Source organism: Paenibacillus sp. PL91 (assembly GCF_012935325.2).
In the GTDB taxonomy this organism is placed as follows: domain Bacteria; phylum Bacillota; class Bacilli; order Paenibacillales; family Paenibacillaceae; genus Pristimantibacillus.
In genome coordinates this window covers 627,637-649,987 of record NZ_JABBYG020000002.1, presented here as the reverse complement: position 1 = coordinate 649,987, position 22,351 = coordinate 627,637, and the positions used below count along the sequence as shown (strand labels likewise).

Here is a 22,351-nt window from a genome sequence, read left to right as displayed (position 1 = left end):
AAGCAGCTTATGCCAAAAATATTAGTATGTTTCCCGGAAGGCAAGCACAAGGCATTGACGATGAGCTACGACGATGGCACGACAGCCGACCGAAGGCTCGTGTCGATCTTTAATCGATATGGCATAAAGGGAACCTTTCATTTGAACGCCGGCCTGTTCGGTACGGGAAATCGGTTGACGGAAGGGGAGGCGCCGGCATTATACGCTGGGCATGAGGTATCCGCGCATACGCTGACACATCCAACGATTGCACGCTGCCCCAAAGAGCAAATTGTGCATGAGGTGATTGAGGACCGAAAAAGGCTCGAGCGACTTATTGGATGTACGGTTCGCGGGATGTCCTACCCGAACGGTTCATTTAACGCAGAAATAAAGCGAATGCTCCCCCTGCTTGGAATCGAATACGCTAGAGTCGTGCAAACGACAGGAGCCTTCTCTATGCCGGACGACTGGCATGAATGGAAGCCCACCTGCCATCATAATGACAGGCTGCTGGAGCGCGCGGAGACGTTTGTTGGTCTCCACAAAACACAGTATTTGTATTTGATGTATGTATGGGGACATAGCTATGAGTTTGATAACGACAGCAATTGGGAGCTTATGGAACAGTTTTGCGAGCGGGTGTCCGGCCAGGAAAACATTTGGTATGCAACGAACCTGCAGATCATGGACTATATGGGTGCCTACAGCCAGCTGAAGTTTTCAGCCGGGCTTGATTTCGTTTATAACCCAACGGCTGCAAGCATTTGGCTTAGTGTCGACGGCAACATCGTAGAAGTAAAAGGCGGGAGCCAAACGAGCCTCGCATCAAACAGCAACATTAACGTTTAGGAGGGGAAACAATGGAGCAACAGGCTTTGGATGCCATAAAATTAGCGGAGATCGATATTAGCGCGGCGGGGCCTAGGTGCAAGCTGCTGCTCGGCGATTTGAACGGTGATGGCAAAATGGAGCTGCTGTTTGTTCAGCCCGATAATCGGCAGGATGTTCGATATATTCCTCATCAGGTACAGTGCTTGACCGCCTTCGATCTAGAAGGCCGTTTGCTGTGGCAAAGAGGAACGCCGAATCCGGAGGCAGGCAGCCATGGCTCGGACTATCCAGCCCAAATTTACGACTTGGACGGCGATGGCAGGCTGGAAGTTTTATGCGTCATGGATGACCGGTTTCAGATCATTGACGGCGCGACCGGCGAGAAGAAGGAAACGTACGAGCTGCCTGATCCGCATGCCCATGACTGCATCATGATTGCGAATTTGTCTGGCGGCGACCGTGCGACCGATATTATTTTGAAGGATCGCTATCATAAAATGTGGGCGCTGGATCGTGAGTTTCGGCTGCTATGGACCCATGAGGGCAATCCGGGACATTTTCCATGGGTCTACGATTTGAACGGAGACGGCAAGGATGAGGTGATGGCGGGCTATGATTTGCTCGACTCGCAAGGAAGGCTGCTTTGGAGCTGCAAGGATCTAGAAGATCACGCGGACTGTATTTGGGTTGGGGACGTGAACGGGGACGGCTTGCCTGAGCTCGTTATCGGCGGCAGCGTGACAGTCATGTATGACCGAAGCGGCAAGGAATTGTGGAGGCATGAGGGGTCGGTCGAATCGCAGCATATCGCGCTTGGGCAATTTCGAAGCGACTTGCCTGGCATGCAGATTGCCGGTCTGGATCGTCTCGTACGTGAGGATGACGGAAAAGGCTTGAAAGGCAAGGACGCCTTGTTCCTCCTCGATTCAGAAGGAAGAGAGGTATGGAAGGAGGATCGCAAGACGGATGGCTGGTTGACGATTATCGAGACGCTGCGAGGCTGGGAGCAGGATGCGCCCGATTATATTCTGGCCTACCGTCGCGGCGGAGGCGTGTACCCGACCCTATATGATGGCAGGATGAACGAGGTCGTGCGCTTTCCATCAGACGGTTATGCCGTACATGCGGATTTGCTCGGAATGGGGACGGAGCAGGTCGTTATTTACAATGACCTTACGGCATCGATCTATTCAAGCCGGTATGCCGATATTAGCGAGACGTTTGGCGACGGGAAGCAGCTGCCGCAGCCGAAGCGCCTATACAGCTCGACGCTGTATCCGGGAGGAGAAATCTAAGGAAGGGGAAGAGTGTATGAGTGTAAACGCGTATTTAGATCCGCATGAAGCAATGGGCAAGTTTACGCTTGAAAACGATGAGCTTGTGCTCGCCGCAATTGCGAATCGCTTTATCGGTTCCCATCCGAAGCTTCCGCCGATGTATCGGACCTACACGACGAGGGGTTTCCAGCGAGGCAGCGACTACCGTTACGAGATGAACCTGGAAGAGCGGTGGCCGGAGCTTAAGGACGGGCAATTCCTGTATGTTTGGGGAAAGCTATGGAGCGACCAGGAGGCGGACAGCCCGTTTTGCATAAGCTGCTTCGGGCCGGCAACGGTATTTGTGAATGAAAGCCAGTCGTTCAAATCCAATCTAAATGATGATGTATTTCCTGATCGGAAAATCCATTTTCGTGCGATGCTCCGCAAGGGCTGGAACCATATCGTGCTGGAGCTTGTCAAAACCGGTACCGGCTGCGGCGCTAGCTTTGGCACAGGCAGCGTGAAAGGCTTTCCGACGCACATTCTGTCCCCGATAGCCGAATATGAAGGCCAGGAAGGCTGGGCGTACAGCAGTCCGCAAAAGGAGAAGTGGCTGACTCTTCCAGGCGGGGACGGCGATTTTTCATCAACCAATGAATGGTATCCCAAGCTTGATTGGCTGCCAGATGAAGCAGAGAAGGGCTGCTTTGCCCGGATCTTTGGCATAAATCCAGGCAGCAGCGCGTTTGCTTGGACGAAGCTCGGCAATTTAAGTCTTCGTAAGCAAAATATGAAGCTTAAAGGACAGTATCGTGGACGCTGTAAAATCTATTTGGATGGAACGATGGTCTACTATGGGGAAGAGAGAGCGGGCAATCTGGACATCATGCTGCAGCTGAGGCATGGTTCGCATGATTTAGTCGTCCAATCGGAATGCGCGGATGGCAACTGGGGCTTTGAGCTAATGTTGGAGCAGACTCAAGGGCATGCATCCGATAATGAGATGGTGAAGCTATCGAAGCCTTTCCCCGTAGCGGGTATAAACGATCATTGGTACTACGTTGGTCTATTCGCAGGGGATAACGTGCCTGAAGTTAATGCGATTACGCATATCCATCCCGCAGCTGATGCGGCTGGAGAGCCCTTATGCTGGCGTGCGGACAGGCCGGACACGTGGATAAGGCCTTATTTGGAAAACGCAATGTTCGGCAAGTGGAATTACCCGCTAGGCGTTACGCTATATGGCATCCTCAAGACTGGCGCCGCGTTGTCCGATTCGCATTTTACAAATTATGCGACTGAACATATAGAACAATGCAGCTCTATGCATACGTATAGCGTTTGGGATAGTGCTAGATTCGGCTCACCGGGAATAAACCACCAGCTGACGCTCATTGACAGCTTGGATGACTGCGGCTCATTCGGGGCGGCAATGCTGGAAGCAAATAAAGCACGGAAGCTCATAGGGGCTGAACAGGCTGCCGAGCGAATAGCGGGCTATATAACGGAGAAGCAGGATCGACTGCCTGAAGGCACTTTGTATAGGGCAAGAGGAACGACCGATTTCATGAAGGATACGATATGGTGCGACGATTTGTATATGAGCACGCCATTTTTAGCGAAGTATTACGAATTGACGGGACAAACCACCTATTTGGACGATGCGGCAGAGCAATTTTTGCTATACCGATCAAAGTTGTTTATCCCGGAGCTGCAAATCATGCATCATGTTTATGATTTTAAGTTTAATAAGCCAAACGGCGTGCCATGGGGGAGAGGAAACGGCTGGGTGCTGTTTTCATTGTCTGAATTGTTAGCGGTGATGCCAGTCAGCCACAAACGCTATGAGCAGCTCTTAGGCTTCTTTCGAGAGCTTTGCCTAGGCTATGAAAGGCTGCAGGGGGAATCGGGCTTATGGCATCAAGTGCTGACCGATCCGGATTCTTACGGGGAAGCCTCATGCACCTCCATGTTCCTCTACGCCTTCGCGCGCGGTGTTCGCTATGGCTGGCTTAAGGAGGACACTGACCGTTATGTCCGCTCTGTTCATAAAGGCTGGGAAGGCTTGAAGAACGAGTGCATCGACAAGCTCGGCAACGTGTACGGCGTTTGCAGAGGCTCAGGCTATTCGTATTCAGCTTCGTATTATAAGAACGAGTTGACCTGGCAGCTCAATGATACCCATGGCATAGGCATCGTGCTGCTTGCCGGTATTGAAGCGATGCAGCTGCGAGCGCATGGTTTGTCGCAAACAGAGGAATAAAGGCAGATAACCGATCCATGAAAAAAATACCGATCCATGAAAAAAACACCGCAGCAGACGGTGTTTTTTTTACTTTTTGCATAGGAGGGGTTCCATATATTAGAAAGATATGATATTATTTATGAGAACACTAGTTCTGTTTTTTTATGCTGACAAGCTACCAAGGCAGAGCATAGGCGGAGGGAAGGGATCGCAATGGTGACAGATCGGTATTCTGAAATTGATGAGGTAATCGCTTACATTCATGAAAATATTTATGAGCCGCTTCCACTTTCTCGATTGGCACAGCATGCCGGCTACAGCAGCTTTCATTTCACGCGTATTTTTAAAGAGAGAATCGGTCTCTCTCCCTTGTATTATGCTTCCTCCCATCGCTTGCAAAAAGCGAAGGATTTGCTGCTGCATACGAATATGAGCATTCGCGATGTTGGACTCGAGATCGGGCAGCAGAGCCTTGGAACCTTTACCTCCAGATTTACCGAGCGAGTGGGCGTGACGCCGTCTGAATTTCGCCATTCAGCCCTTCAAGTGGACGATCAAATGCGTTCTCTGCAGGAGCTGGACGTTTGGAGGAAGCTTGAGATTTCTACGAACAAGTACGACCGGATTGAAGGAACCATTGATGCCGAGATTCCTTTTAAGGGAGTCATTCTGATCGGCTTGTTCGCCAAACCAATTCCTGAAGGTCTGCCGTTATACGGAACGCTGCTTTCCTCGCTCGGCCATTTTTGCTTGACGGGCGTCAAGCCGGGCACCTATTATCTAATGGCTACATCGGTTTCTTGGGGAATGCAAGCAAGTGATGTTCTGCTTCCGCAAAATACGCTGCGCACGAGATCCAAAGAGCCAATCACCGTCACAGGCTGCCTCTCTGTTCCACATCAACAGGTTATGCTCTATACGCCTCGACCGGACGATCCGCCTATTCTCATTTCCTTGCCTTTGCTGATGAACAATTTTCTCAAACAAGTAGCCCCCATAACAGTAAAAAGCCATGACCATTTGGTGCGCAATAAAAAATAGCTTGCCCATCACGCTTAAAGCATGAGGGACAAGCGAAAAATCGGCTTTATGCACGTGATTTTCTGTGCGAATCGGTAGATTTGAAAGGTGTTACTTTATTTTTGCCGGTCGTTTTCGAATGGTACATCGCTTCGTCGGCTTGCTTGATCATATCTTGAACAACCTTGCTTTCTTTGGTTGTGCTAAAGCCGACGCTTATCGTAACCATCGTCTCTTTCTCCACTCTGGACCGGATCGATTCAGCTACAATCTCTGGCTTCACACGCTCTGTACTAATGCAGCTCAGCAGCTCTTCCCCGCCATAACGTCCAGCCGAGCCTATGCCGCTGGATTCCTCCTTAATGATTTCGGCGACCTGCTTCAGCACTCCGTCAGCTTTATGATGGCCATGCGTATCATTTAATTTCTTAAAGTTATCAATGTCGCAAAAAAGAATCGCCATCGGCTTGTTCTTTTGGAGCAGCTGCTCGGCCTTAGAATAGAAATGACGGCGGTTATATAAGCCGGTCAAGCCATCCATAATAGACGATTGATAGGTATACATAAGACGCTCGATTACCCATTCAAAGAGCAAAATAAATAAAAGCGTGTAATAGATAATCGGCAGCAGCTGGGTGAACGAAATCAACCAGATGAGCGAGCCGTGGAACACATAGGCATTGGCGAGCCTAGCAAGCTCGCTCGCAAAAAACACGATAAGGCTGGCATAATATTTAGAGCTCATATCCGCGCTTCGGGTGTCGAGCATGACCATAAAAATGACAATTAATCCATAGAAGTCGAGCGCAGGAAAAGTAAAGGCTTGCGCCTCGACAACCGTATCCGCAGTAAAGGGCGTAATCGCAAATTGTATACCTGCAATGACGAAAGTCATCATACTCATAATGATAAAGGGGATGACTTTCAGCTGAGCCGAACGTTGAGTATATAATTTCATGAAAACAAAGTTTATAATAATAAAAGAAATGATTTGCATAATCGTAAATGCTAAATGAAGCCACGGGGATATTGACCAGCTCGGATAGGCGAGAACGACGAGCAAGCCATGCTTGACGATAATAAGCGGTATAGCTGTAATGAGCAAGCGGTAAATTCGTTTATTGCGATAGCTGGCAAATAGCCTAACCGACATGAAGAACATGAGAACGAGAATGACGATGACTGCCGATGAAGAGAGCAGCTGACCGTTTGGACCTGAAAGCCATTGTGTAATTGACATGAATTAACCACCATTATCTAGTATTGTTTGCGACAGCTTTACAGAAACATATGTTCTAATATATCATGTTTTACGGTGAACGAATAGTTAAGGGCAGACGTTTTATGTTGAAAGGATGGGACACATGAATATTTTACAAGCATTGTTTTTTCCACCGGAGCAGCCGGGCGGAGTTTCATCGATGATCCCGTACATTCAGGATAGATTTATTAAGATAGGCTGGCAGATGGAATTGTTCTCCTTGCCGAAGCGAGTAAGAAGCAAGGGCCAGGAAGAGGTTGTGTTCGAGACCTTCGATCATACGATTTATAGCGGAAACGTAATGGTAGACAAATATATTCAAACCTATAAAGACTATGTATGGTGGACCAAAATGCGCATTAAAAAGCCATACGATATTATACATGCCCACCATCCGATTGCTGCGCTCGTTATGAAGCAGCTATTCCCGGACACGCCTCTCGCGGTAACGATTCACTCCAGCTACGAACGCGAGCTTATTTTGAACGGGAAAATTAAAGAAGGCGGACCAGAGCATCAATTTCTAATGAGTTTATATGGCGAGCTTGAGGCAAAGGCGGATCATTTGCTGACGGTTTCCGAGTCGTTCCGTACCTATATATCACCACATATCAAGCATCCGGAGAAAATTAAAGTCATTCCGAACGGGTTTGATGAAAAACGCTTTAAGCCGATCGCCCATGAAAATGCGGTAACGCAGCTCATTACCGTATGCAGGCTTGTCCCTGCGAAAGGCCTTGACGTGCTGCTTCATGCGTGCGCGGAGCTTAAGAAGAAAGGCCATCCGTTCGTCCTGCATATTATCGGAGACGGACCGATTCGCGAGGAGCTGGAGGCTTTAGCGGTAAAGCTCGATCTGTACGACGATATTATCTTTTATGGTTACATGCTTCATCCAGAGGAGTTCATGCCCTTCTTCGATGTGTTCGTATTGCCATCTAGAGCGGAGGCGTTCGGCTCTGTATTCGCAGAAGCCGCGTTATGCTGGCTCGCGCTGGTTGGAACGAACGTGGGCGGTATAGCCGAGCAGATCGATGACGGAGTCAACGGCTTGCTTGTGCCGCCGGAGGATCCAGCCGCGTTAGCAGACGCGCTAGAGAAGGTCGTGACCGATCCTACCTATCGGTATAATCTAGCTAGAGCAGGTTGGGATAAGGCGAAGAAGGTTTATTCGCTGCAACGCGTCATTGCTCAGCTGAAGAAGGTTTATCTCAATATGAAGCCGGAGTAACCATTCACATTAATAGAATAGGCGGTAATGGGATGTCTGTATCTTTTCGATTTATTCATGCAGCTGATTTGCATTTGGATAGCCCGTTCCGCGGACTCGCGAAGGCGCCGGGCCGAGTAAGAGAAGCATTGGCCGACTCGACCTTCGCGGCGCTGCGGCAATTGACGGTTGCCGCAATTCGCGAGCACGCTGATTTTATCGTTTTGGCAGGCGATTTGTTCGATGAGGCGGATCGCTCGCTGCGTGCGCAGCTCATGCTCGTTCGAGAATGGGAGAAGCTGGAGGAGCATGGGATCGGAGTATTTATCATTCATGGAAATCATGATCCTCTGAATGGCGCTCGAGCTGCCTTGAAGCTGCCGCCTAATGTATATGTTTTTGGAGCGGAACAGATGGAATATATGCCGGCTTATCGCAGGAGCGGTGAGCTGGCTGCTTTTATTTACGGCAGATCATATGGCACGCGAGTGATGACGGAAAATATGGCAGCCGGCTACCGCATTCAGCCAGAAGCGCCGTTTCATATCGCGCTGCTGCACGGCAACGTCAATGGGGACGGATCGCATGACCCTTATGCGCCATGCACGCTAGGCGAGCTTACTGGCGGCAAAGGCTTTGATTATTGGGCGCTTGGGCATATCCATCACCGCAGCGTGCTGCATACCTATCCGCATGTCGTTTATTCGGGCAATACACAGGGGAGAAATCCTCGCGAGATTGGTGCGAAAGGCTGCTACATCGTCGATGTTTCGGCTTCGAGAGCCATCGAGCTGAAGTTTTTGCCGCTTGATCGGGTACGCTGGCATGAGCAAAGCTTTTCAATCGCAGCGGTAAGCTCGGAACAAGAGCTGCTGCAGCAGCTGGATGGTGTAATTGACCAAGTTTTGGCCGAGGCAGAGGGGCGCTCTGTCATGCTCCGGCTTATTTTGACCGACCGTGGCCCGCTGCATCAGAAGCTGTCAGACCCTGCGGTCGTAAGTACGCTTCTTGAGCAGCTGCAGGAGGGCAGGCAGATTCTCTCTGGCGAAGCTTGGGTGCTCGTGCATGGGCTAGAGGTGAACACGGGAGCTGTGCTGAACTTACAGGAGCTGGCGGTGGAGGACAGCTTCGCTGGTGAATTGTACCGATTAAGCGCGAAGCTGGCAGAGGACGAAACGCTATGGCGTGAATTTGCAAAGGAAGCCGTGGGTCAGGTCGCAAGCCACGCGAAGCTGGGCAGGCTTATGCAAGCCAAATGGGACGAGCTGCCAAGGCGCTGGCTTGCGCAAGCGCAGGAGCTGACCGTTGGAGCAATCCGTGGAAATGATCGGGATGTATGATTCTATGGCAGTAGACGGATACGATAACCTTTAGGAGTTGACGATGCATGAAGCTTATGAAGGCTGAGATTGACGGTTTCGGACAGCTGCATCGGCGGCAGGTGCCGCTCGATGCGCCGGTGATCATCGTTTATGGCCCGAATGAAGCGGGCAAAAGCACCGTCTTCGGCTTCGTGCGCTCGATGCTTTACGGCTTCGCCAAACGTGGGCAGCCTAGCGAGCGGCAGGAACCGGTAAATGGCGGCAGGCATGGAGGACGATTGTTTTTTTGCGATGCGAGAGGCAGTCAATATGTGCTTGAACGCTATGCGGCGGACGGATCAGGCAAGCTGAAATTACGTGAAATCGGGCATTTGGCAGATGCTGCCCAACAGCCCGAAGACAAACAGAGCCTTTCGGATGGCGCTGAAGCGATATTTGCAGAAGGCGCCTGGCTCTCGCAATCGGATTGGGAGCGGCAATTTCTTGGAGGAATCAGTGAAAGGCTGTACCGTCAATTATTCGCGGTCACCCTTACCGAGCTGCAAGAGGTGGGTACTTTGCCAAGCGATGAGCTAGGACGGTATTTGTATCAAGCGGGCTGGGATGACGGCAAGACGATTGCGGCAGCAGAGAAACGGCTGGCGCAGGAGATGGAAGCGCTTTTTAAGCCGCGCGGCACGAATCAGCAAATCAACCAGCAGCTCAAAACGCTGGAGCAGCTTGAAGCTGCGCTGCGGAAAAGAACAGACGCTATCGCTTCGTACAATGATTTGGTGCAGCAGACGGCGAGGCTGGATGAATCAATCCGCTCGCTGGATAAGCAACTGCCTGCGATGGAATCGCGTCAAAAGCTGCTGAACAAGGCTTGCTCGGCAAGGCCGCTATGGATTCGCAAGGAGCAGCTGCTGCTGGAGCGCGAGCAAATCGCATATGCAGCGCGGCTTTCCGTGCATGCGGAGAAAAGCTGGGAGGAGCTGCTTCGGCAGCGGGCGGAGTATCGCGAGGAAATGGAGAAGCACCGTCAGAAAGCACTGCTGCTGGAGCTTCAGCTGGAGGCGATCAGTTATGATGAACAGCTAATCCGGCTCGGGGATGAAACGGAAGCTTTGCTGCAATCATCGGAGAGCATGCGCAAGCTTGCGCAGGATAGCGCCGAACGGGAGGCAGAGCTTCGGGAGCATGATGAAATGATCGCGAGACTCGTCACTAGCATTGCGCCGGAGTGGACGGAGCGGCAGCTTAGGGAGCTTCAAGTAACGGTAGCCGATCGAGACTATGTAAGAGAGGCACGGCAGCAGGAGCTTGAGCAGTCGCGGACGGAGGAACGGTTCGCAGCGGAGCTTGAGACGCTGAAGCAGCAGGAGCGGGAAGCGGTCAGCGCCTTGGAGGAAGCGAGGTCAGCCGTTGAGCGAGACGCTGCTAGGCGCGAGCAGGGTGGCGGCACCGGGTTTGAGGTGCTGCCGCGGACGCGAGATGCGCTGAAGGGGGCGTGGAACGCCCTCGATAGCGCGCTCCGCGAGTGGGAGCTCGAGCGGGCGCGCACTGCCGGCGCCGCCGGAGCCGCGAGCGATAGCGGGGCGGGAGGCCGCGGCGCGGCAGCTGGTGCGGGTCGAGGCGGAGCCGGCCCGCTCTGGGCTGCAGCGGCTGGCGCGGGCGGAGCTGCGCTTGCGCTGTGGTTTGCGGCGGCGGATAAGACGGCCGGCGGAACGGTGTTGGCTGCGCTGGCACTGGCAGTCGCGGCGCTTGTGCTTGCTGCGGCTGCGGTGCTGCGGAGCCGCAGCGCGGGTCGTGCGGCCAGCAACAACGATGGATTGCGCGGCCGTGGACTTGGAAGAAATGCCGCACCTGGAGACAGAGCGGATCATCTTGCGTTAAGCGAACGGGAGCAGCGGATCTATCAAGCGCTGGAGACCATGGTACGCGAGCCGCAGGAAGCCGCGGCAGCGCTGCTTGCAGCAAAGCATCACAGCTCGGCTGAGCATATGCTGGCAGCCGAACAGGCGCGCACACAGCTGCGCGCCGCAGTCGAAGCCCGTCTCGAGGCGATCCAAACGAGCGAGCGCCTCATCGACAACAGCAGCGAGCTCGCCCGCCGCCTGGAGCGGCTGCGCGCGCACGCCGCAGGTCGCAGCGAGGCAGCAGCCGCCGCTGCTCAAACCAGACAAGCCCTCGCCCGGCAATGGGCCGGCTGGCTTGCAGCACGCTCGCTGCCGGCCGGCATGTCTCCGGCAGCCGCGCTCGAAGCCTTCGACCTTGCCGAGCAAGCTTTGCAGCGGCTGCAGCAATACGACCGGCTGGCGGCAAAGCAGGCCGCCGCAGGGAAACAACTGGCCGCTTTCGCTAAGCAAGCGGCCGATCTGTGCGGGCAGCTCGAGGAAGCGAAAGCGCAGCTCGCCGCTGATCCCGCGCTCGCACTTCGGCTGCTGCATGCCGAGATACGCCGGCATACAGCAGCAAAGCAGGAGGCGCGCGGAATACTCGCTCGCCGCGATGAGCTGCATATGGCCATGCAAGCGGCCGATTCCCGTTTGCAGGAGCTGCAAGCTCTAATCGCAGCGCAAATAAAGGAGGCAGGGCTTGCTAGCGAAGCGCAATATGAGCTGGCAGCCCAGCATCGCCGCGATTTGCAGGAGCTTGAGCTGGAGCTATCCAAGCTTACGCTTGAGATGACGGCCGGGCTGTCAGAAGAGCGAATCGCCGAGCTGGAGGAGCTGTTTAGATTATACGATGAAGAGCAGCTGCAAGCGATGCAGACTGATTCAAGCTGCGAGCTTGAAGACCTTGAGAAGCGGAAGCGGGAGCAGCTTGAGCAGCGCGGAAGCTTGCGGCAGTCTTTGGAGCATTTGCTGAAGGAAGAAGAGCATCAAAAGCTGCTATCCGACAAGGAAATGACGATTGCGAAGCTGGAAGCCGATGCGGAGCGTTACGCTGTGCTTTCGATAAGCGCTGCATTAATTAGCCGAACGAAGCGGATTTACGAGGAAGAGCGACAGCCTGTCGTGCTTCGTAATGCGTCCCGATTGATCGCGAAGCTGACGGACGGCAAATATATCCGGGTGCTGACAACGCCTGGCGAGCCTGGAATAAGACTTGAAACGTCGGACAACCGGCTTATAGACAGTGCGCTGCTTAGCAGAGGGACTGCGGAACAGGTGTACTTAGCGATGCGCTTCGCATTAGCAGAGGAAGCTTCACTGGGGACTAAGCTTCCTCTTATGCTGGACGACGTGTTCGTTAATTTTGACCGCGGGAGGCTGCATGCCGTAACGGGGCTGCTTGCAGAGCTCTCCGGCGATAGGCAGATGATTGTGATGACCTGTCATGAACACGTCAGGGATGCCATGCTGGAGCATTGCAACGATGCAGTGCTCGTACAAATCTGATTTTTCCTTTTTCATATGCCTGCATCACTTAAGTATGGGTTACACGCTTGCGGATAATCAAGATAAGCCAGCCAAAGCTGATCAGTCCGAACAATGGATAAAGCGTCGACAGCAGCATGCCAAATCCGATTTGGCTGGCTACATAACAGATGGCAAGGATGAGAAGGACAATTAAGCTGCGCGCCCACTTCAAACGCTCATGAAGCTGAAGGGTGAGCCCGTAAATGTCAGCGATAAGCGTTGTGAAGATCTCCGCGAAAATAATAAAAATATAGATGAATTGAACGCTTGGCCCAAGCTGCCTTGCGATGCCGCCCATCGGAATGGCAAATTGCTGAATGCCCGGCATATGAACGGATAGGGCGATATGCCCGGCCAGCAGCATGAAGCCAATGCCGATCCCGCCGACCCAGGAGCCGGCAACGATGACCTTGCGATCGTTAATCTCCGCGCCAAGCGGTACGAGCACGGCCTGCGACATGGAGAGATTAAATGCGGTATACAGAAACGGCGATGCCCATGCCGCCCATATCGAATGGTCGCTCGCTAGCGTAATGAACTTGTCTGCGCCCGGTGTTTGAAAAGTGTTGATCATAATTAGAACGGTGAACAGCAGCATGACAGGGACGACAATAGCATTAACCGTCAGAATGGCATTCATCCCTTTGCGCAGCAAAAAATAGCAGGCGGCCATCGTAATAAGCAGCCCTGATTGGTAGGAAATATTCCAATGCTCATAAAAGATCGTACCGGCCCCAGCGAGCATAACGGCTGTTACGCCAAGGAGCACGACGAGCATAAAATGGCTGATGAGCCGCCCGTATTTGTCGCCAAACAAGGCCTTGTTTAAATCCTCGTACGATTTTGCTCTAATTTCGCTGGCAATAAGCATCATTTTGGTGCCCAGCCATATGAACAATACAGTTGAGAGAGCAATCGTAATCGTTCCCCAATATCCGAAACGGGTAAAAAATTGCAATATTTCTTGACCGGTGGCAAAGCCAGCTCCTACTATCGTACCCATATAGGTTGAAGCGATTTGCAGCACCTTACCTGTACGTTTCCACATCGTCTACCGTCCTCCGTTCGATACCCTCTATATAATAAGGTATGTCAAACAAGGGACAGGCATGACTTTTTTCAAAATTTTAGGAAACTAGAATGACATCAAGAGGAGTCAAATCATGTCCATGCTCATTACCACTGCTGTGTTTATTACAGCATTAGTATTCATATTAGTGAAGCCGAAGGGGATTAACGAAGCGTTTATTGCATTAGCGGGCACCATTTTACTGTTTGCGGCTCAGCTCTTAAAGCCGGAGGATGCCGCCTACATATGGGGCTTTGTCTGGAATGCGACATTTTCGCTTATCGGCATTATGTTATTTACATCGCTGCTTGATCATAACGGCTTTTTTCGCTGGGCTGCGCTGCATATCGTACAACGCTTTCATCACCGTCAGCTTGTCTTATTCATTGGATTGTCATTGATGGCTGCTCTTATTACCGTATTTTTCAATAATGACGGGACTATTCTGATCATGGTACCGATTGTGCTTGAAGTGACGGCGCTGCTCGGTCTCTCTCGCAGCGGAAGGCTACTCTTCCTATTAGGCGTAGGCTTTATGGCGGATACAGCGAGCGCGCCGCTTATGATGAGCAATCTGACGAATATTTTAACAGCGGACTTCTTTCACATTACATTTGGAGAATATGCTTCCCGCATGCTGCTGCCCGGTTTAATTGCTATTGCTGCGACCGTTGCGGTGACAGTTGCTTTCTTCAGTCAGTCGATCAAGCGAGAGGAAACAAGAGCGCTCGCGCCTGACTTATTCCCTTTGCCAACCTCAGCTATTAAGGATAAACGACTGTTTTACTTATCATGGTTTAACATCGTGCTTATGATGATAGGATATTTAGGCTCGGAGAGGGTTGGGGTACCGGTGGCGGCAGTTGCGCTAGGATGCGCGGCGGTGCAGTGGATCGCATCAGCGTTGGCAGGAAAAGCGCCATTCAAGGAAACGATAGGACGAGCTCCTTGGCTCATTATCGTATTTGCTTTATCGATGAATCTAATCGTTTACAGCTTGCATGTGCATGGGGCGACGGCATGGTTTCCTGCAGTTATTGAGCCAGCAGCCGAGAAAAGCGAATGGATCGGCATCTTTGGCTCCGGCCTATTATTTGCTTTGCTTGCAGCCGCCATAAATAACTTGCCTGCGGTGCTCGTTTCATCCCTTGCGATCGAGCAGGTGAACGGTCCGGATTATTTGCCGTTTGCAAGCTTGCTCGGAACTTCTGTTGGGGCAAAGCTTACGCCTATCGGCTCGCTTGCCACGCTGCTTTGGATTCAGCTCGTTCGGCAGGGAGGTATCTCTATCACTTGGCGAGAGTACACCAAATATGGCCTGCTGTTCACCTTTCCGATCTTGCTGCTCGCATTGTTTGGTTTATGGCTGCAAAGCTGGTCATAGCCTTTAATGAAGTGCAAGCAGCTTAATGGAAACGATTTCGTTATGTACAGGGTCTAGGTCAAGCTTAAGAAGCGCTCCTTCTGCTTTGTAGGTCAACAAATACGTTGTCTGCTTATCTGGCTTTCCAAGCGCTTTCAGCGCAGTCTCCGGGTCGTCTCCAATGCGTAGTCCACTTAAGCCAGCTGAGATGCTTTTGTCATAAACCTCGATATATTGCACTTTCTTGTTAGCGTTGATGCCGATGGCGAAGCCTTTGTATTCAAGCACCTTGATTGCTTCATTCTCGTCATCAAGCTGGTAGCTGTCTACAGGCTTGCCAAATAGCTTGTTGACAGTCGCATCACTGCTGCCGATCGTAATGCCATTTAGCATCGGCTTATCAGCGCTCCATTCGGCGTCTTGGCTAGCCGTTTTGACCGTTGCTTTCGTATCGTCATTCTTCCGGACCGTTGATGTTTTTGCGCTTGTATCGCTAGTCGTATCGACAAAGTTTGAATGCGGCTCATCCGTTTGGAAATCATTTTCAACCTGCTCAACGTAAGTCTTCTGGGGGCTGTTTAGCTCGTCCTCCTCATTTTGAATCGGAGTAGCGCTGCCAGTATAGGAATCGGGCGGAGTCGTCACTGCGCTCTGACAGCCTGCGAACAATAGGATAAGGGCAGAGGTAGCCGCAAGCATCGCTGCTTTTGTTTTTTCTTTTTTCTTAGGAAACATGAGCTCACTTCCTTTCGTTATAATCATATAATCGGCATCTGCATTAAAAATGGTTTGAATAAATTGTCTTCTGTATGAATAAGAATAGCTCTCCTGATTTAGACGTAAAATGGTGGGAAAAGTTGCTCTTTTTTTCCGAAGATTTGAAATTATTCCTTAGATATACTCGGATTCTTTTTTGGTTTCGAGCTAACGCCATCAAGAGGGTTGCACTTTTTGCCTGACCTATGGTACGTTAACGAAAAGGATTTTGGTGGAGGTAATGAAAGATGGAAAGCTTAAAACAACGTATTTTAGCAGAGTCATCCGTATTGTCGAGCAACGTGCTGCGGATGGATGCTTTGATCAACCACCAGGTCGACCCTGCATTGACGATGGAAATGGGACAAGAATTCGCAAGACGCTTCGCAGAAGAGCATATTACGAAAGTCATTACGGTTGAGTCTTCGGGCATACCCGCTGCTTTTGCAACGGCGTACACGCTTGGCGTACCGCTTGTATTCGCTCGTCGCAAGAAGACGTTGATTGCTGATCCGGACGCATATTTGGAAAGAGTACCTTCCTTTACAAAGGGAATGGTTACCGATATTATGGTGTCAAAACAGTTTCTAACCGCAGAGGATCGGGTATTATTCATTGATGATATTATCGCGAATGGCGATGCTGCGCGCGGTCTTATCAAAATTATTCAGCGTTCGGGCGCAACCTTAATCGGTCTTGGCGTGGTTGTCGAGAAATCATTCCAAGCCGGTGGGAAAACCTTACGGGAACAGGGCATTCGAGTGGAGCCGCTCGTTCGTATTTCATCGCTGGATAACGGTGAAATTACATTTGAGTAACATGTTCCAGTACAAATGCTCTTTTCCCATCCAGCATTATCGCTTATACTAAAACAGAAGTGATTGAGGGGAGGCACAAGTTATGGGGGAAATGTCGGCAGAGTTTATGTATGCGAAGCTTAGCGATGCGAAAGTCCACTTTGAGCGCGCACTAGATTGCAAACATACGGAATTTGATGATTTGTATCCTTATATGATTGAGCATCCGCAGTTTTTCTGGTACAAACGCTATGTGGCGTGGTCGGAGCTGCTAACGATTGTGAAGCTGTGTGACGAATTGTCAATTGAATGGCGGGATCAATTTACAGACCGTCAGAGCGAATATATCGGTAAACGTGTAATGTCTTCACGCGTGCTGGATGAGTGGTATGAAACCAACGATGCCAAAGAGCATGCGGGTTAATGGCATGTGCAAGGTTAAGTGATCATTTTTTTATAGGTTGAATGGAACCTCAATGTGATGCGAGAGCATGCATTGAGGTTTTTCAATACACAAGCAACAATCAAGACTAAGGAGGGAATTCAGTGATTAGCGAAGAGCAATTGGATCAATTCCGCGTTAGCGGCGAGACCGTTAGAGTCGTAAGAGATGAGATGGAAGTAAATGATGTGCTCGGGATCGTAGTGGCATGGGACGAGTCCTCTGTCGTCATTCGTCGTCCAAATCGACGGGTAGTGAAGCTGAGCCGCATTTACAGCTATGCGCCAGCATCGGAGGAACGTGCAAAGCCTTTTGAGGATGCTACATAGCATGAGGGATTGGGAAGACGATTCGACATTCGTATTTCTTCTAAAACATGAATAGTCATATCCATAAATCAAAAAAGGAGCTGTCTCTAAAGGTTTTAACCTTTAAGGACAGCTTTTTTTGCGAGTCCTGCCCTAATGGGCTTGCAGAATGCTGCGCCAGCGGAAATAGATCTAAATACTAGATCTATTCTAGACAAATTAGCTCGATTCTCTAAAATAGATCTAGAAAGTAGACCTATCCTAGACGAGCAACCCGCCAAATGGGCAGCTGGGAGCATCGCCAGCGGAAATAGATCTAAATACTAGATCTATTCCTCACAAACCAGCTCGATTCTCTGAAATAGATCTAGAAAGTAGACCTATCCTAGGCGAGCAACCCGCCAAATGGGCAGTTGGGTGCTGCGCCAGCGGAAATAGATCTAGAAATTAGATCTATACCTCACAAACCATCTCGATTCACTGAAATAGGTCTAGAAAGTGGACCTATTATAGGAGCGTACACGCTAATCAGCACCAAAGCGCTGTGCCAGCGAAAAAGGGCTGTCCCAAAAGGGGGCAGAAATGATCTCAGCCCAACGGCATAATAGAAGCAGACAAATTAAGCAGTTAACACATGAAATTTTGAATAGCAAATTTAAACAACAAAAAAACCACTAATTATTTTGCTAATCAGTGGTTTGAATTTACAAACATTGACCATTAGATGAAATATCGTCTAAAATAGTCTATAAAGTTTTTTAGGATGCGGTCGAGAGGACTCGAACCTCCACGGCTGTTACACCACTAGAACCTGAATCTAGCGCGTCTGCCAATTCCGCCACGACCGCATATTTTGTTTCAACAGAAAATATCGTATCATTAATTAGGTGGAATTGTCAACAATATTTTATAGAAATGGGGAAAAATGCAGTGAAGCAATTAGAGCAAAAGATTTTAGAGGAAGGCATTGTCCTAAACGGGAATGTACTGAAAGTGGATTCCTTCCTGAATCATCAGGTTGATCCGCAGCTCATGCTCAGCATTGGTCAAGCCTTTGCATCATTTTTTGAAGCAGAAGCTATTACGAAGGTGCTTACGCTTGAATCGTCCGGCATTGCGCCGGCTGTCATGGCTGCATTAACGATGAATGTACCGCTGCTATTTGCTCGCAAGCGCAAGTCGCTAACGCTCAAGGATGACCTTTATACCGAGAAGATTTACTCCTTCACGAAGCAGGAGGAGAGCGAGGTTACGGTGTCGCGCAAATTTATGTCAGCGGAAGATCGCGTTCTTATTATTGATGATTTTCTAGCTAACGGCGATGCGGCGCTTGGCTTGTCTCGTATCGTTGAGCAGGCGGGTGGTACGGTGGCAGGCATCGGCATCGTCATTGAGAAGGCATTCCAGCCAGGACGCGAAAAGCTTATTGAGCTAGGCTATAGCGTGCACTCCTTGGCGCGAGTCGCATCCTTGGCAGATGGGAAAGTAACGTTCGCCGCTGAGCCTGTTGCGCAAACCTCGTCAAAAGATTGACAATCGATGCACCGTGTAACTATAATCCTTACATGGTAATCGGCTGGACAGTCAGTATTGTGGCAGGCTGTTATCATCCTAATTTTTTGACAGGCGGTGAATGCGTTGACTAGCAATCGATTTGCGGTAGCGGTTCATATCTTAACGTTATTGGAGACAAATAAGGAGGCACGACTGACTTCAGACTATATGGCTGGCAGCGTGAATACGAACCCCGTCGTCATTCGCAGAATTATTGGATTATTAAATAAAGCTGGCCTCGTTACGACAAGCGCTGGCGTGGCGGGAGCCGTACTGACCAGACCGGCCAGCGAAATTACGCTATTCGACATATACAATGCTGTCCATAACAATGGTCAAGATGAGCTGTTTGCTATACATGAGAAGCCGAATCCGGCATGCCCGGTTGGCCGGAATATTCAGTCCTCACTCGAAGCGGCTTTCAACGAAGCGCAGCAGGCGATGGAGAATAAACTTGCCAACATTACGTTGAAGGCAGTCACCATGGATGTCGTAAGCAAATTTTAATCGAATCGATGCAAGAACAAGAGGCCAGCTCTAGCTAGGCCTCTTTCTTTTGCCCCATTGTTGATTTTAAGAATATTTTCCAGCCTATTCACAAACAATGATAGTAAAAGATGAGGGGTGTATGCAGCTATGATCAGTCAGGAAGGATGGTATAAAAAAATGATCGAGAAAAAGAGATGCAGAAAGAGGAACTTCCTTATTAAGACGGCTGCTGCTGTGATGTGTATGTGCAGCTTAGTTGCTGCTGGAAGCACTGCTGGTTATGATCGAGTATCCGCTCAACCAGCGCCAGGGCAGTCGTCAGCTGCTGCAGAGGAAAAGGCGCATCGGACTGTCGCAATCGTTATTGACGATTTTGGCAATGGGATGGACGGTACTGTGGAAATGTTTAAGCTTCCTGTGAAGATTACCGCAGCGATTATGCCCTTTATGCCGACAACAAAGCAGGATGCGGAGGAAGCGCATAGGCTTGGTCACGATGTGATCGTCCATATGCCGATGGAGCCGAATAAGGGGCTGAAGAAGTGGCTTGGTCCAGGTGCGATCACCACGGATTTGAGCGATGCAGACGTTCGCAAGCGTGTGGAGGATGCGATTAACAATGTGCCGTATGCGATTGGCATGAATAACCATATGGGCTCGAAGGTGACGGCTGATGAGAGAATGATGCGAATCGTGCTAGGCGTATGCAAGGAGCGGGGTTTGTTTTTTCTCGATAGCCGAACGACCTACAAAACGGTTGTACCCAAAATAGCGGCGGAGCTCGGTGTCCCGCTTGTTTCCAATGATGTTTTTCTCGATGATGTCTACACGGTTCAGCATATATCAAAGCAAATTAACGAGCTGCGCAAGCATCTGGAATTGCACGCGAGCTGCATCACCATTGGACATGTTGGGCCTGCGGGACTCAAGACAGCAGCCGTTCTGCAGCAGTCCATTCCAGCGATGCAGCAAAGGGTGCAATTTGTGAAGCTGACCGAGCTGATTAGCGGAGGTTCAATGAACGATCCACTTGTATTGCCTAATTCCTGAGGCGATAGCTGCTGCAACTTCTTGCTGACGCTGCGGATCGGTAAGCATAGTTCGGTCTTTAACACTGCTGATAAAGCCCATTTCTACGATAACGGCAGGCTGCTGAACGCGATTGAGCAAATAAAACGGCTTTCCCTCCCTCGGGAGGAAGGCTGTATTTTGCTGCCGATTAAGGGCATCCTGAATGCAAAAAGCAAGCAGGGAGCTTTCTCCGCTGTTCTGATGCAGAACGAGAGGACCTTGCTGGGAGCTTTTTTTCGACCAATTCACATGAAGGCTAACAAGCAGCTCGCTCTCAATCTCCTCGGTAAGCTGCCGACGCTGCGATAAGTCCTTGCGATGTCTGGAACGTGTAATATGCCAGCGATTTTCATCACTTAACGCGTAGTCGCCGGTACGATTTAGAACGGCGGGAATATTTTGGCTTTTTAAAATAAAATAAAGCTTGCGGGCGACCGCTAAATTGATGTCCTTCTCGAGAATATCGGCAGAGGATGCCCCTCCGTCGATGCCGCCATGCCCAACGTCAATGATCACGACAGTAGACGGCAATGCCCAATCCTGATCGGTACCGACCGGTAGAAGGGGCCAAGCTTGAGCGCTGGATGAGCTGTTAAGAGCTGCAAGCCACAGCACGATAAAGCCTAGGGCTATTTTACGAAGCATAATAAGTTTTCCTCCAGATCACTTTGACTTACGGTATAGCGTGGCTGTTTGAAGGAAAACTCATGCATGTTTACATTCGATTGCTGCAGGGCAAACTTTATAATATCATTTCATCCGGATATGGAGAGAGGAGCTGGGCAAATGGCAAAGGGCGATGAGTACGTAAAGTATGTGACTGAGCGTTTCGTAAACTACATGGAGACGCCGAGGGAAGAAAGAAAACAACAAAGAACGTCAGCCAAAGCGCGAAGAGAGCCTTGGCTGACGAAGTGGTTCGGATATGGACCGATGAGTATTATGTTATGGTGGCGGGGCAGAGCTGATCGTCATCGGTAAAAATGGCCAAGCTCGATCAGCAGCGGTAATGGGATATAACGGCGGTCTGAGCCATTCTCATCTGCTTCGAGCGCAACGTAAATAGGTCCGGTAGTCCATTTGTTATAACCGACAACCGACCACACATACAGCATTTGGCCATCGAACAGCTCAGCGGTATAGCGGAGTTGTTCTTTGTTGTTGATTTTGGCAAACAAGGAGGAATAAGAGCTGGTGCTTAATGGAAGGGGCTGCTTCGTGAGCCATGGCATCCTCGCAAATGCATTAAAGGAGGGAAGTGTAACATGCTTCAGTAGGGCCGCGTTATCAGCTACTTGCATCTGCTCTCCATTGGACAGTTTCGTTGTTGATGCAGCTAGCCAATCACTAGGCTGAACGGGAAGCACCTCGCCGCTTGCGGCATCTGTATAATAGGTATCCTTATCCGCCGTTATCTTCCAGGCTGCCAGGAGAGGATGAATATAAAGTGCTTCGGTATTGGAGGCGGGCTGAATAAGCTCCAGCTGCTTGATCGATTTAGAAAGCGTATGCTCATCGAATAGCGGGTTTTGGCTTGTACCATATTCGCCAAGTTGAAATCCGCCTGCCTCAACGGCATGGACAACGAGGTAGCCTACCGTTTCATTGTTTTGCTTCACAAGGACAAGCCAGCTATGCGTGCCCGGCCCAATCGGTGAAATAACGAGCGAAGACTTCTTCCATGCTGCAAAAGATGGCGCGTCCGCAAGCTCGTCCACCCAGCGCTGCGCTTGCTGCTCAAGCGGCTCATACGCCGTCGCACGATTTGCAATTGCTGTCGCAGGCTGCGGCTGCAATCCGCTTGCATATAATACAATAGCGGTTAACACACAAGCAGCTGTAAGCTTAATCAACTTTTTTTGCATCAATTTTATCACCTCTAAGCTATTGTAAGGGACATGCTTTAAGAAGGCTGTTGCAACCTGTCGTGAGATGGCGGCCTTGCGACCGCCTTTTTTTGACGCATTC

20 protein-coding genes and 1 tRNA gene are annotated in these 22,351 nt (G+C 50.4%); 15 read left to right on the top strand and 6 right to left on the bottom strand.

The features are described 5' to 3' along the window. Positions 1 to 9: 9 nt before the first annotated feature. From HI950_RS08415 to HI950_RS08400, 4 genes are all read left to right on the top strand, one after another. Entirely contained in the window at positions 10 to 831 is an 822-nt protein-coding gene (locus HI950_RS08415; protein WP_169083399.1) for a polysaccharide deacetylase family protein, read from the top strand. A gap of 11 nt (positions 832 to 842) precedes the next feature. Then, positions 843 to 2,108 (top strand): rhamnogalacturonan lyase family protein, encoded by a 1,266-nt coding sequence (locus HI950_RS08410; protein ID WP_169083398.1) that lies wholly within the window; start codon positions 843 to 845, stop codon positions 2,106 to 2,108. Positions 2,109 to 2,124: 16 nt separating this feature from the next. Further along, entirely contained in the window at positions 2,125 to 4,335 is a 2,211-nt protein-coding gene (locus HI950_RS08405) for a glycoside hydrolase family 88/105 protein (RefSeq protein ID WP_169083397.1), read from the top strand. Positions 4,336 to 4,530: 195 nt separating this feature from the next. Then, the gene (locus tag HI950_RS08400; RefSeq protein ID WP_169083396.1) at positions 4,531 to 5,358 is read left to right on the top strand and encodes a helix-turn-helix domain-containing protein; all 828 of its coding nucleotides are present in this window, start codon (positions 4,531 to 4,533) and stop codon (positions 5,356 to 5,358) included. A gap of 46 nt (positions 5,359 to 5,404) precedes the next feature. Here the strand turns inward: HI950_RS08400 and HI950_RS08395 are convergent, their stop codons facing one another. Then, entirely contained in the window at positions 5,405 to 6,577 is a 1,173-nt protein-coding gene (locus HI950_RS08395; protein ID WP_169083395.1) for a GGDEF domain-containing protein, read from the bottom strand. 124 nt (positions 6,578 to 6,701) lie between these two features. Here HI950_RS08395 and HI950_RS08390 point away from each other — a divergent pair, with 124 nt between their 5' ends. The 3 genes from HI950_RS08390 to HI950_RS08380 are packed head-to-tail and all read left to right on the top strand — an operon-like array spanning position 6,702 to position 12,513. Beyond that, a complete protein-coding gene (locus HI950_RS08390) occupies positions 6,702 to 7,829 on the top strand; it encodes a glycosyltransferase family 4 protein (RefSeq protein ID WP_169083394.1) in 1,128 nt (375 codons plus the stop codon). Between the two features lie 32 nt (positions 7,830 to 7,861). Further along, positions 7,862 to 9,148: a metallophosphoesterase family protein gene (locus tag HI950_RS08385; protein ID WP_169083393.1), complete on the top strand. Its 1,287-nt coding sequence runs from the start codon at positions 7,862 to 7,864 to the stop codon at positions 9,146 to 9,148. Between the two features lie 47 nt (positions 9,149 to 9,195). Beyond that, the gene (locus tag HI950_RS08380; RefSeq protein WP_169083392.1) at positions 9,196 to 12,513 is read left to right on the top strand and encodes an AAA family ATPase; all 3,318 of its coding nucleotides are present in this window, start codon (positions 9,196 to 9,198) and stop codon (positions 12,511 to 12,513) included. Between the two features lie 28 nt (positions 12,514 to 12,541). Here the strand turns inward: HI950_RS08380 and HI950_RS08375 are convergent, their stop codons facing one another. Continuing rightward, on the bottom strand, positions 12,542 to 13,582 hold the full coding sequence (locus HI950_RS08375) for a YkvI family membrane protein (protein WP_169083391.1): 1,041 nt from the start codon (positions 13,580 to 13,582) through the stop codon (positions 12,542 to 12,544). Positions 13,583 to 13,697: 115 nt separating this feature from the next. On the opposite strand from HI950_RS08375, the gene HI950_RS08370 reads away from it, so the two are divergent. Beyond that, complete coding sequence (locus tag HI950_RS08370) at positions 13,698 to 14,987, top strand: ArsB/NhaD family transporter (RefSeq protein WP_169083390.1); 1,290 nt, start codon at positions 13,698 to 13,700, stop codon at positions 14,985 to 14,987. 3 nt (positions 14,988 to 14,990) lie between these two features. On the opposite strand, the gene HI950_RS08365 is transcribed toward HI950_RS08370, so the two are convergent. Next, entirely contained in the window at positions 14,991 to 15,701 is a 711-nt protein-coding gene (locus HI950_RS08365; RefSeq protein ID WP_169083389.1) for a hypothetical protein, read from the bottom strand. A 269-nt stretch (positions 15,702 to 15,970) separates the two neighbouring features. On the opposite strand from HI950_RS08365, the gene HI950_RS08360 reads away from it, so the two are divergent. The 3 genes from HI950_RS08360 (at position 15,971) to HI950_RS08350 (ending at position 17,290) form a co-directional block, all read left to right on the top strand. Continuing rightward, positions 15,971 to 16,540, top strand: a complete 570-nt coding sequence (locus tag HI950_RS08360) for a xanthine phosphoribosyltransferase (RefSeq protein WP_169083388.1) — start codon at positions 15,971 to 15,973, stop codon at positions 16,538 to 16,540. A gap of 82 nt (positions 16,541 to 16,622) precedes the next feature. Beyond that, positions 16,623 to 16,943 carry a hypothetical protein gene (locus tag HI950_RS08355; protein ID WP_053375411.1) on the top strand — a complete coding sequence of 107 codons (321 nt, stop codon included), beginning with the start codon at positions 16,623 to 16,625 and terminating at the stop codon, positions 16,941 to 16,943. A 122-nt stretch (positions 16,944 to 17,065) separates the two neighbouring features. Then, entirely contained in the window at positions 17,066 to 17,290 is a 225-nt protein-coding gene (locus HI950_RS08350) for a hypothetical protein (protein ID WP_169083387.1), read from the top strand. A gap of 743 nt (positions 17,291 to 18,033) precedes the next feature. Here HI950_RS08350 and HI950_RS08345 read toward each other — a convergent pair. After that, positions 18,034 to 18,117: transfer RNA gene (locus HI950_RS08345), tRNA-Leu, on the bottom strand. An 82-nt stretch (positions 18,118 to 18,199) separates the two neighbouring features. Here HI950_RS08345 and HI950_RS08340 point away from each other — a divergent pair. From HI950_RS08340 to HI950_RS08330, 3 genes are all read left to right on the top strand, one after another. Further along, a complete protein-coding gene (locus HI950_RS08340; RefSeq protein WP_169083386.1) occupies positions 18,200 to 18,802 on the top strand; it encodes a xanthine phosphoribosyltransferase in 603 nt (200 codons plus the stop codon). A 105-nt stretch (positions 18,803 to 18,907) separates the two neighbouring features. Further along, positions 18,908 to 19,330, top strand: coding sequence for an Rrf2 family transcriptional regulator (locus HI950_RS08335; protein ID WP_169083385.1), 423 nt, complete (start codon positions 18,908 to 18,910; stop codon positions 19,328 to 19,330). 129 nt (positions 19,331 to 19,459) lie between these two features. Continuing rightward, complete coding sequence (locus tag HI950_RS08330; protein WP_223285164.1) at positions 19,460 to 20,362, top strand: divergent polysaccharide deacetylase family protein; 903 nt, start codon at positions 19,460 to 19,462, stop codon at positions 20,360 to 20,362. On the opposite strand, the gene HI950_RS08325 is transcribed toward HI950_RS08330, so the two are convergent. Continuing rightward, complete coding sequence (locus HI950_RS08325) at positions 20,327 to 21,028, bottom strand: N-acetylmuramoyl-L-alanine amidase family protein (protein WP_169083384.1); 702 nt, start codon at positions 21,026 to 21,028, stop codon at positions 20,327 to 20,329. The two genes, HI950_RS08330 and HI950_RS08325, sit on opposite strands and share 36 nt — an antisense overlap. Positions 21,029 to 21,169: 141 nt before the next feature. Between HI950_RS08325 and HI950_RS08320 the strand changes: the two genes are divergently transcribed. After that, positions 21,170 to 21,364 (top strand): YqzE family protein, encoded by a 195-nt coding sequence (locus HI950_RS08320; RefSeq protein ID WP_169083383.1) that lies wholly within the window; start codon positions 21,170 to 21,172, stop codon positions 21,362 to 21,364. Here HI950_RS08320 and HI950_RS08315 read toward each other — a convergent pair. Next, positions 21,355 to 22,248 (bottom strand): hypothetical protein, encoded by an 894-nt coding sequence (locus tag HI950_RS08315; protein WP_169083382.1) that lies wholly within the window; start codon positions 22,246 to 22,248, stop codon positions 21,355 to 21,357. The two genes, HI950_RS08320 and HI950_RS08315, sit on opposite strands and share 10 nt — an antisense overlap. Between the last annotated feature and the right edge of the window lie 103 nt (positions 22,249 to 22,351).

Bases quoted from the DNA above. Each gene is read 5' to 3' on its own strand.
- HI950_RS08415 (WP_169083399.1), top strand. From the start codon at position 10: ATGCCAAAAATATTAGTATGTTTCCCGGAAGGCAAGCACAAGGCATTG.
- HI950_RS08410 (WP_169083398.1), top strand. From the start codon at position 843: ATGGAGCAACAGGCTTTGGATGCCATAAAATTAGCGGAGATCGATATT.
- HI950_RS08405 (WP_169083397.1), top strand. From the start codon at position 2,125: ATGAGTGTAAACGCGTATTTAGATCCGCATGAAGCAATGGGCAAGTTT.
- HI950_RS08400 (WP_169083396.1), top strand. From the start codon at position 4,531: ATGGTGACAGATCGGTATTCTGAAATTGATGAGGTAATCGCTTACATT.
- HI950_RS08395 (WP_169083395.1), bottom strand. From the start codon at position 6,577: ATGTCAATTACACAATGGCTTTCAGGTCCAAACGGTCAGCTGCTCTCT.
- HI950_RS08390 (WP_169083394.1), top strand. From the start codon at position 6,702: ATGAATATTTTACAAGCATTGTTTTTTCCACCGGAGCAGCCGGGCGGA.
- HI950_RS08385 (WP_169083393.1), top strand. From the start codon at position 7,862: ATGTCTGTATCTTTTCGATTTATTCATGCAGCTGATTTGCATTTGGAT.
- HI950_RS08380 (WP_169083392.1), top strand. From the start codon at position 9,196: ATGAAGCTTATGAAGGCTGAGATTGACGGTTTCGGACAGCTGCATCGG.
- HI950_RS08375 (WP_169083391.1), bottom strand. From the start codon at position 13,582: ATGTGGAAACGTACAGGTAAGGTGCTGCAAATCGCTTCAACCTATATG.
- HI950_RS08370 (WP_169083390.1), top strand. From the start codon at position 13,698: ATGTCCATGCTCATTACCACTGCTGTGTTTATTACAGCATTAGTATTC.
- HI950_RS08365 (WP_169083389.1), bottom strand. From the start codon at position 15,701: ATGTTTCCTAAGAAAAAAGAAAAAACAAAAGCAGCGATGCTTGCGGCT.
- HI950_RS08360 (WP_169083388.1), top strand. From the start codon at position 15,971: ATGGAAAGCTTAAAACAACGTATTTTAGCAGAGTCATCCGTATTGTCG.
- HI950_RS08355 (WP_053375411.1), top strand. From the start codon at position 16,623: ATGGGGGAAATGTCGGCAGAGTTTATGTATGCGAAGCTTAGCGATGCG.
- HI950_RS08330 (WP_223285164.1), top strand. From the start codon at position 19,460: ATGATCAGTCAGGAAGGATGGTATAAAAAAATGATCGAGAAAAAGAGA.
- HI950_RS08325 (WP_169083384.1), bottom strand. From the start codon at position 21,028: ATGCTTCGTAAAATAGCCCTAGGCTTTATCGTGCTGTGGCTTGCAGCT.
- HI950_RS08320 (WP_169083383.1), top strand. From the start codon at position 21,170: ATGGCAAAGGGCGATGAGTACGTAAAGTATGTGACTGAGCGTTTCGTA.
- HI950_RS08315 (WP_169083382.1), bottom strand. From the start codon at position 22,248: ATGCAAAAAAAGTTGATTAAGCTTACAGCTGCTTGTGTGTTAACCGCT.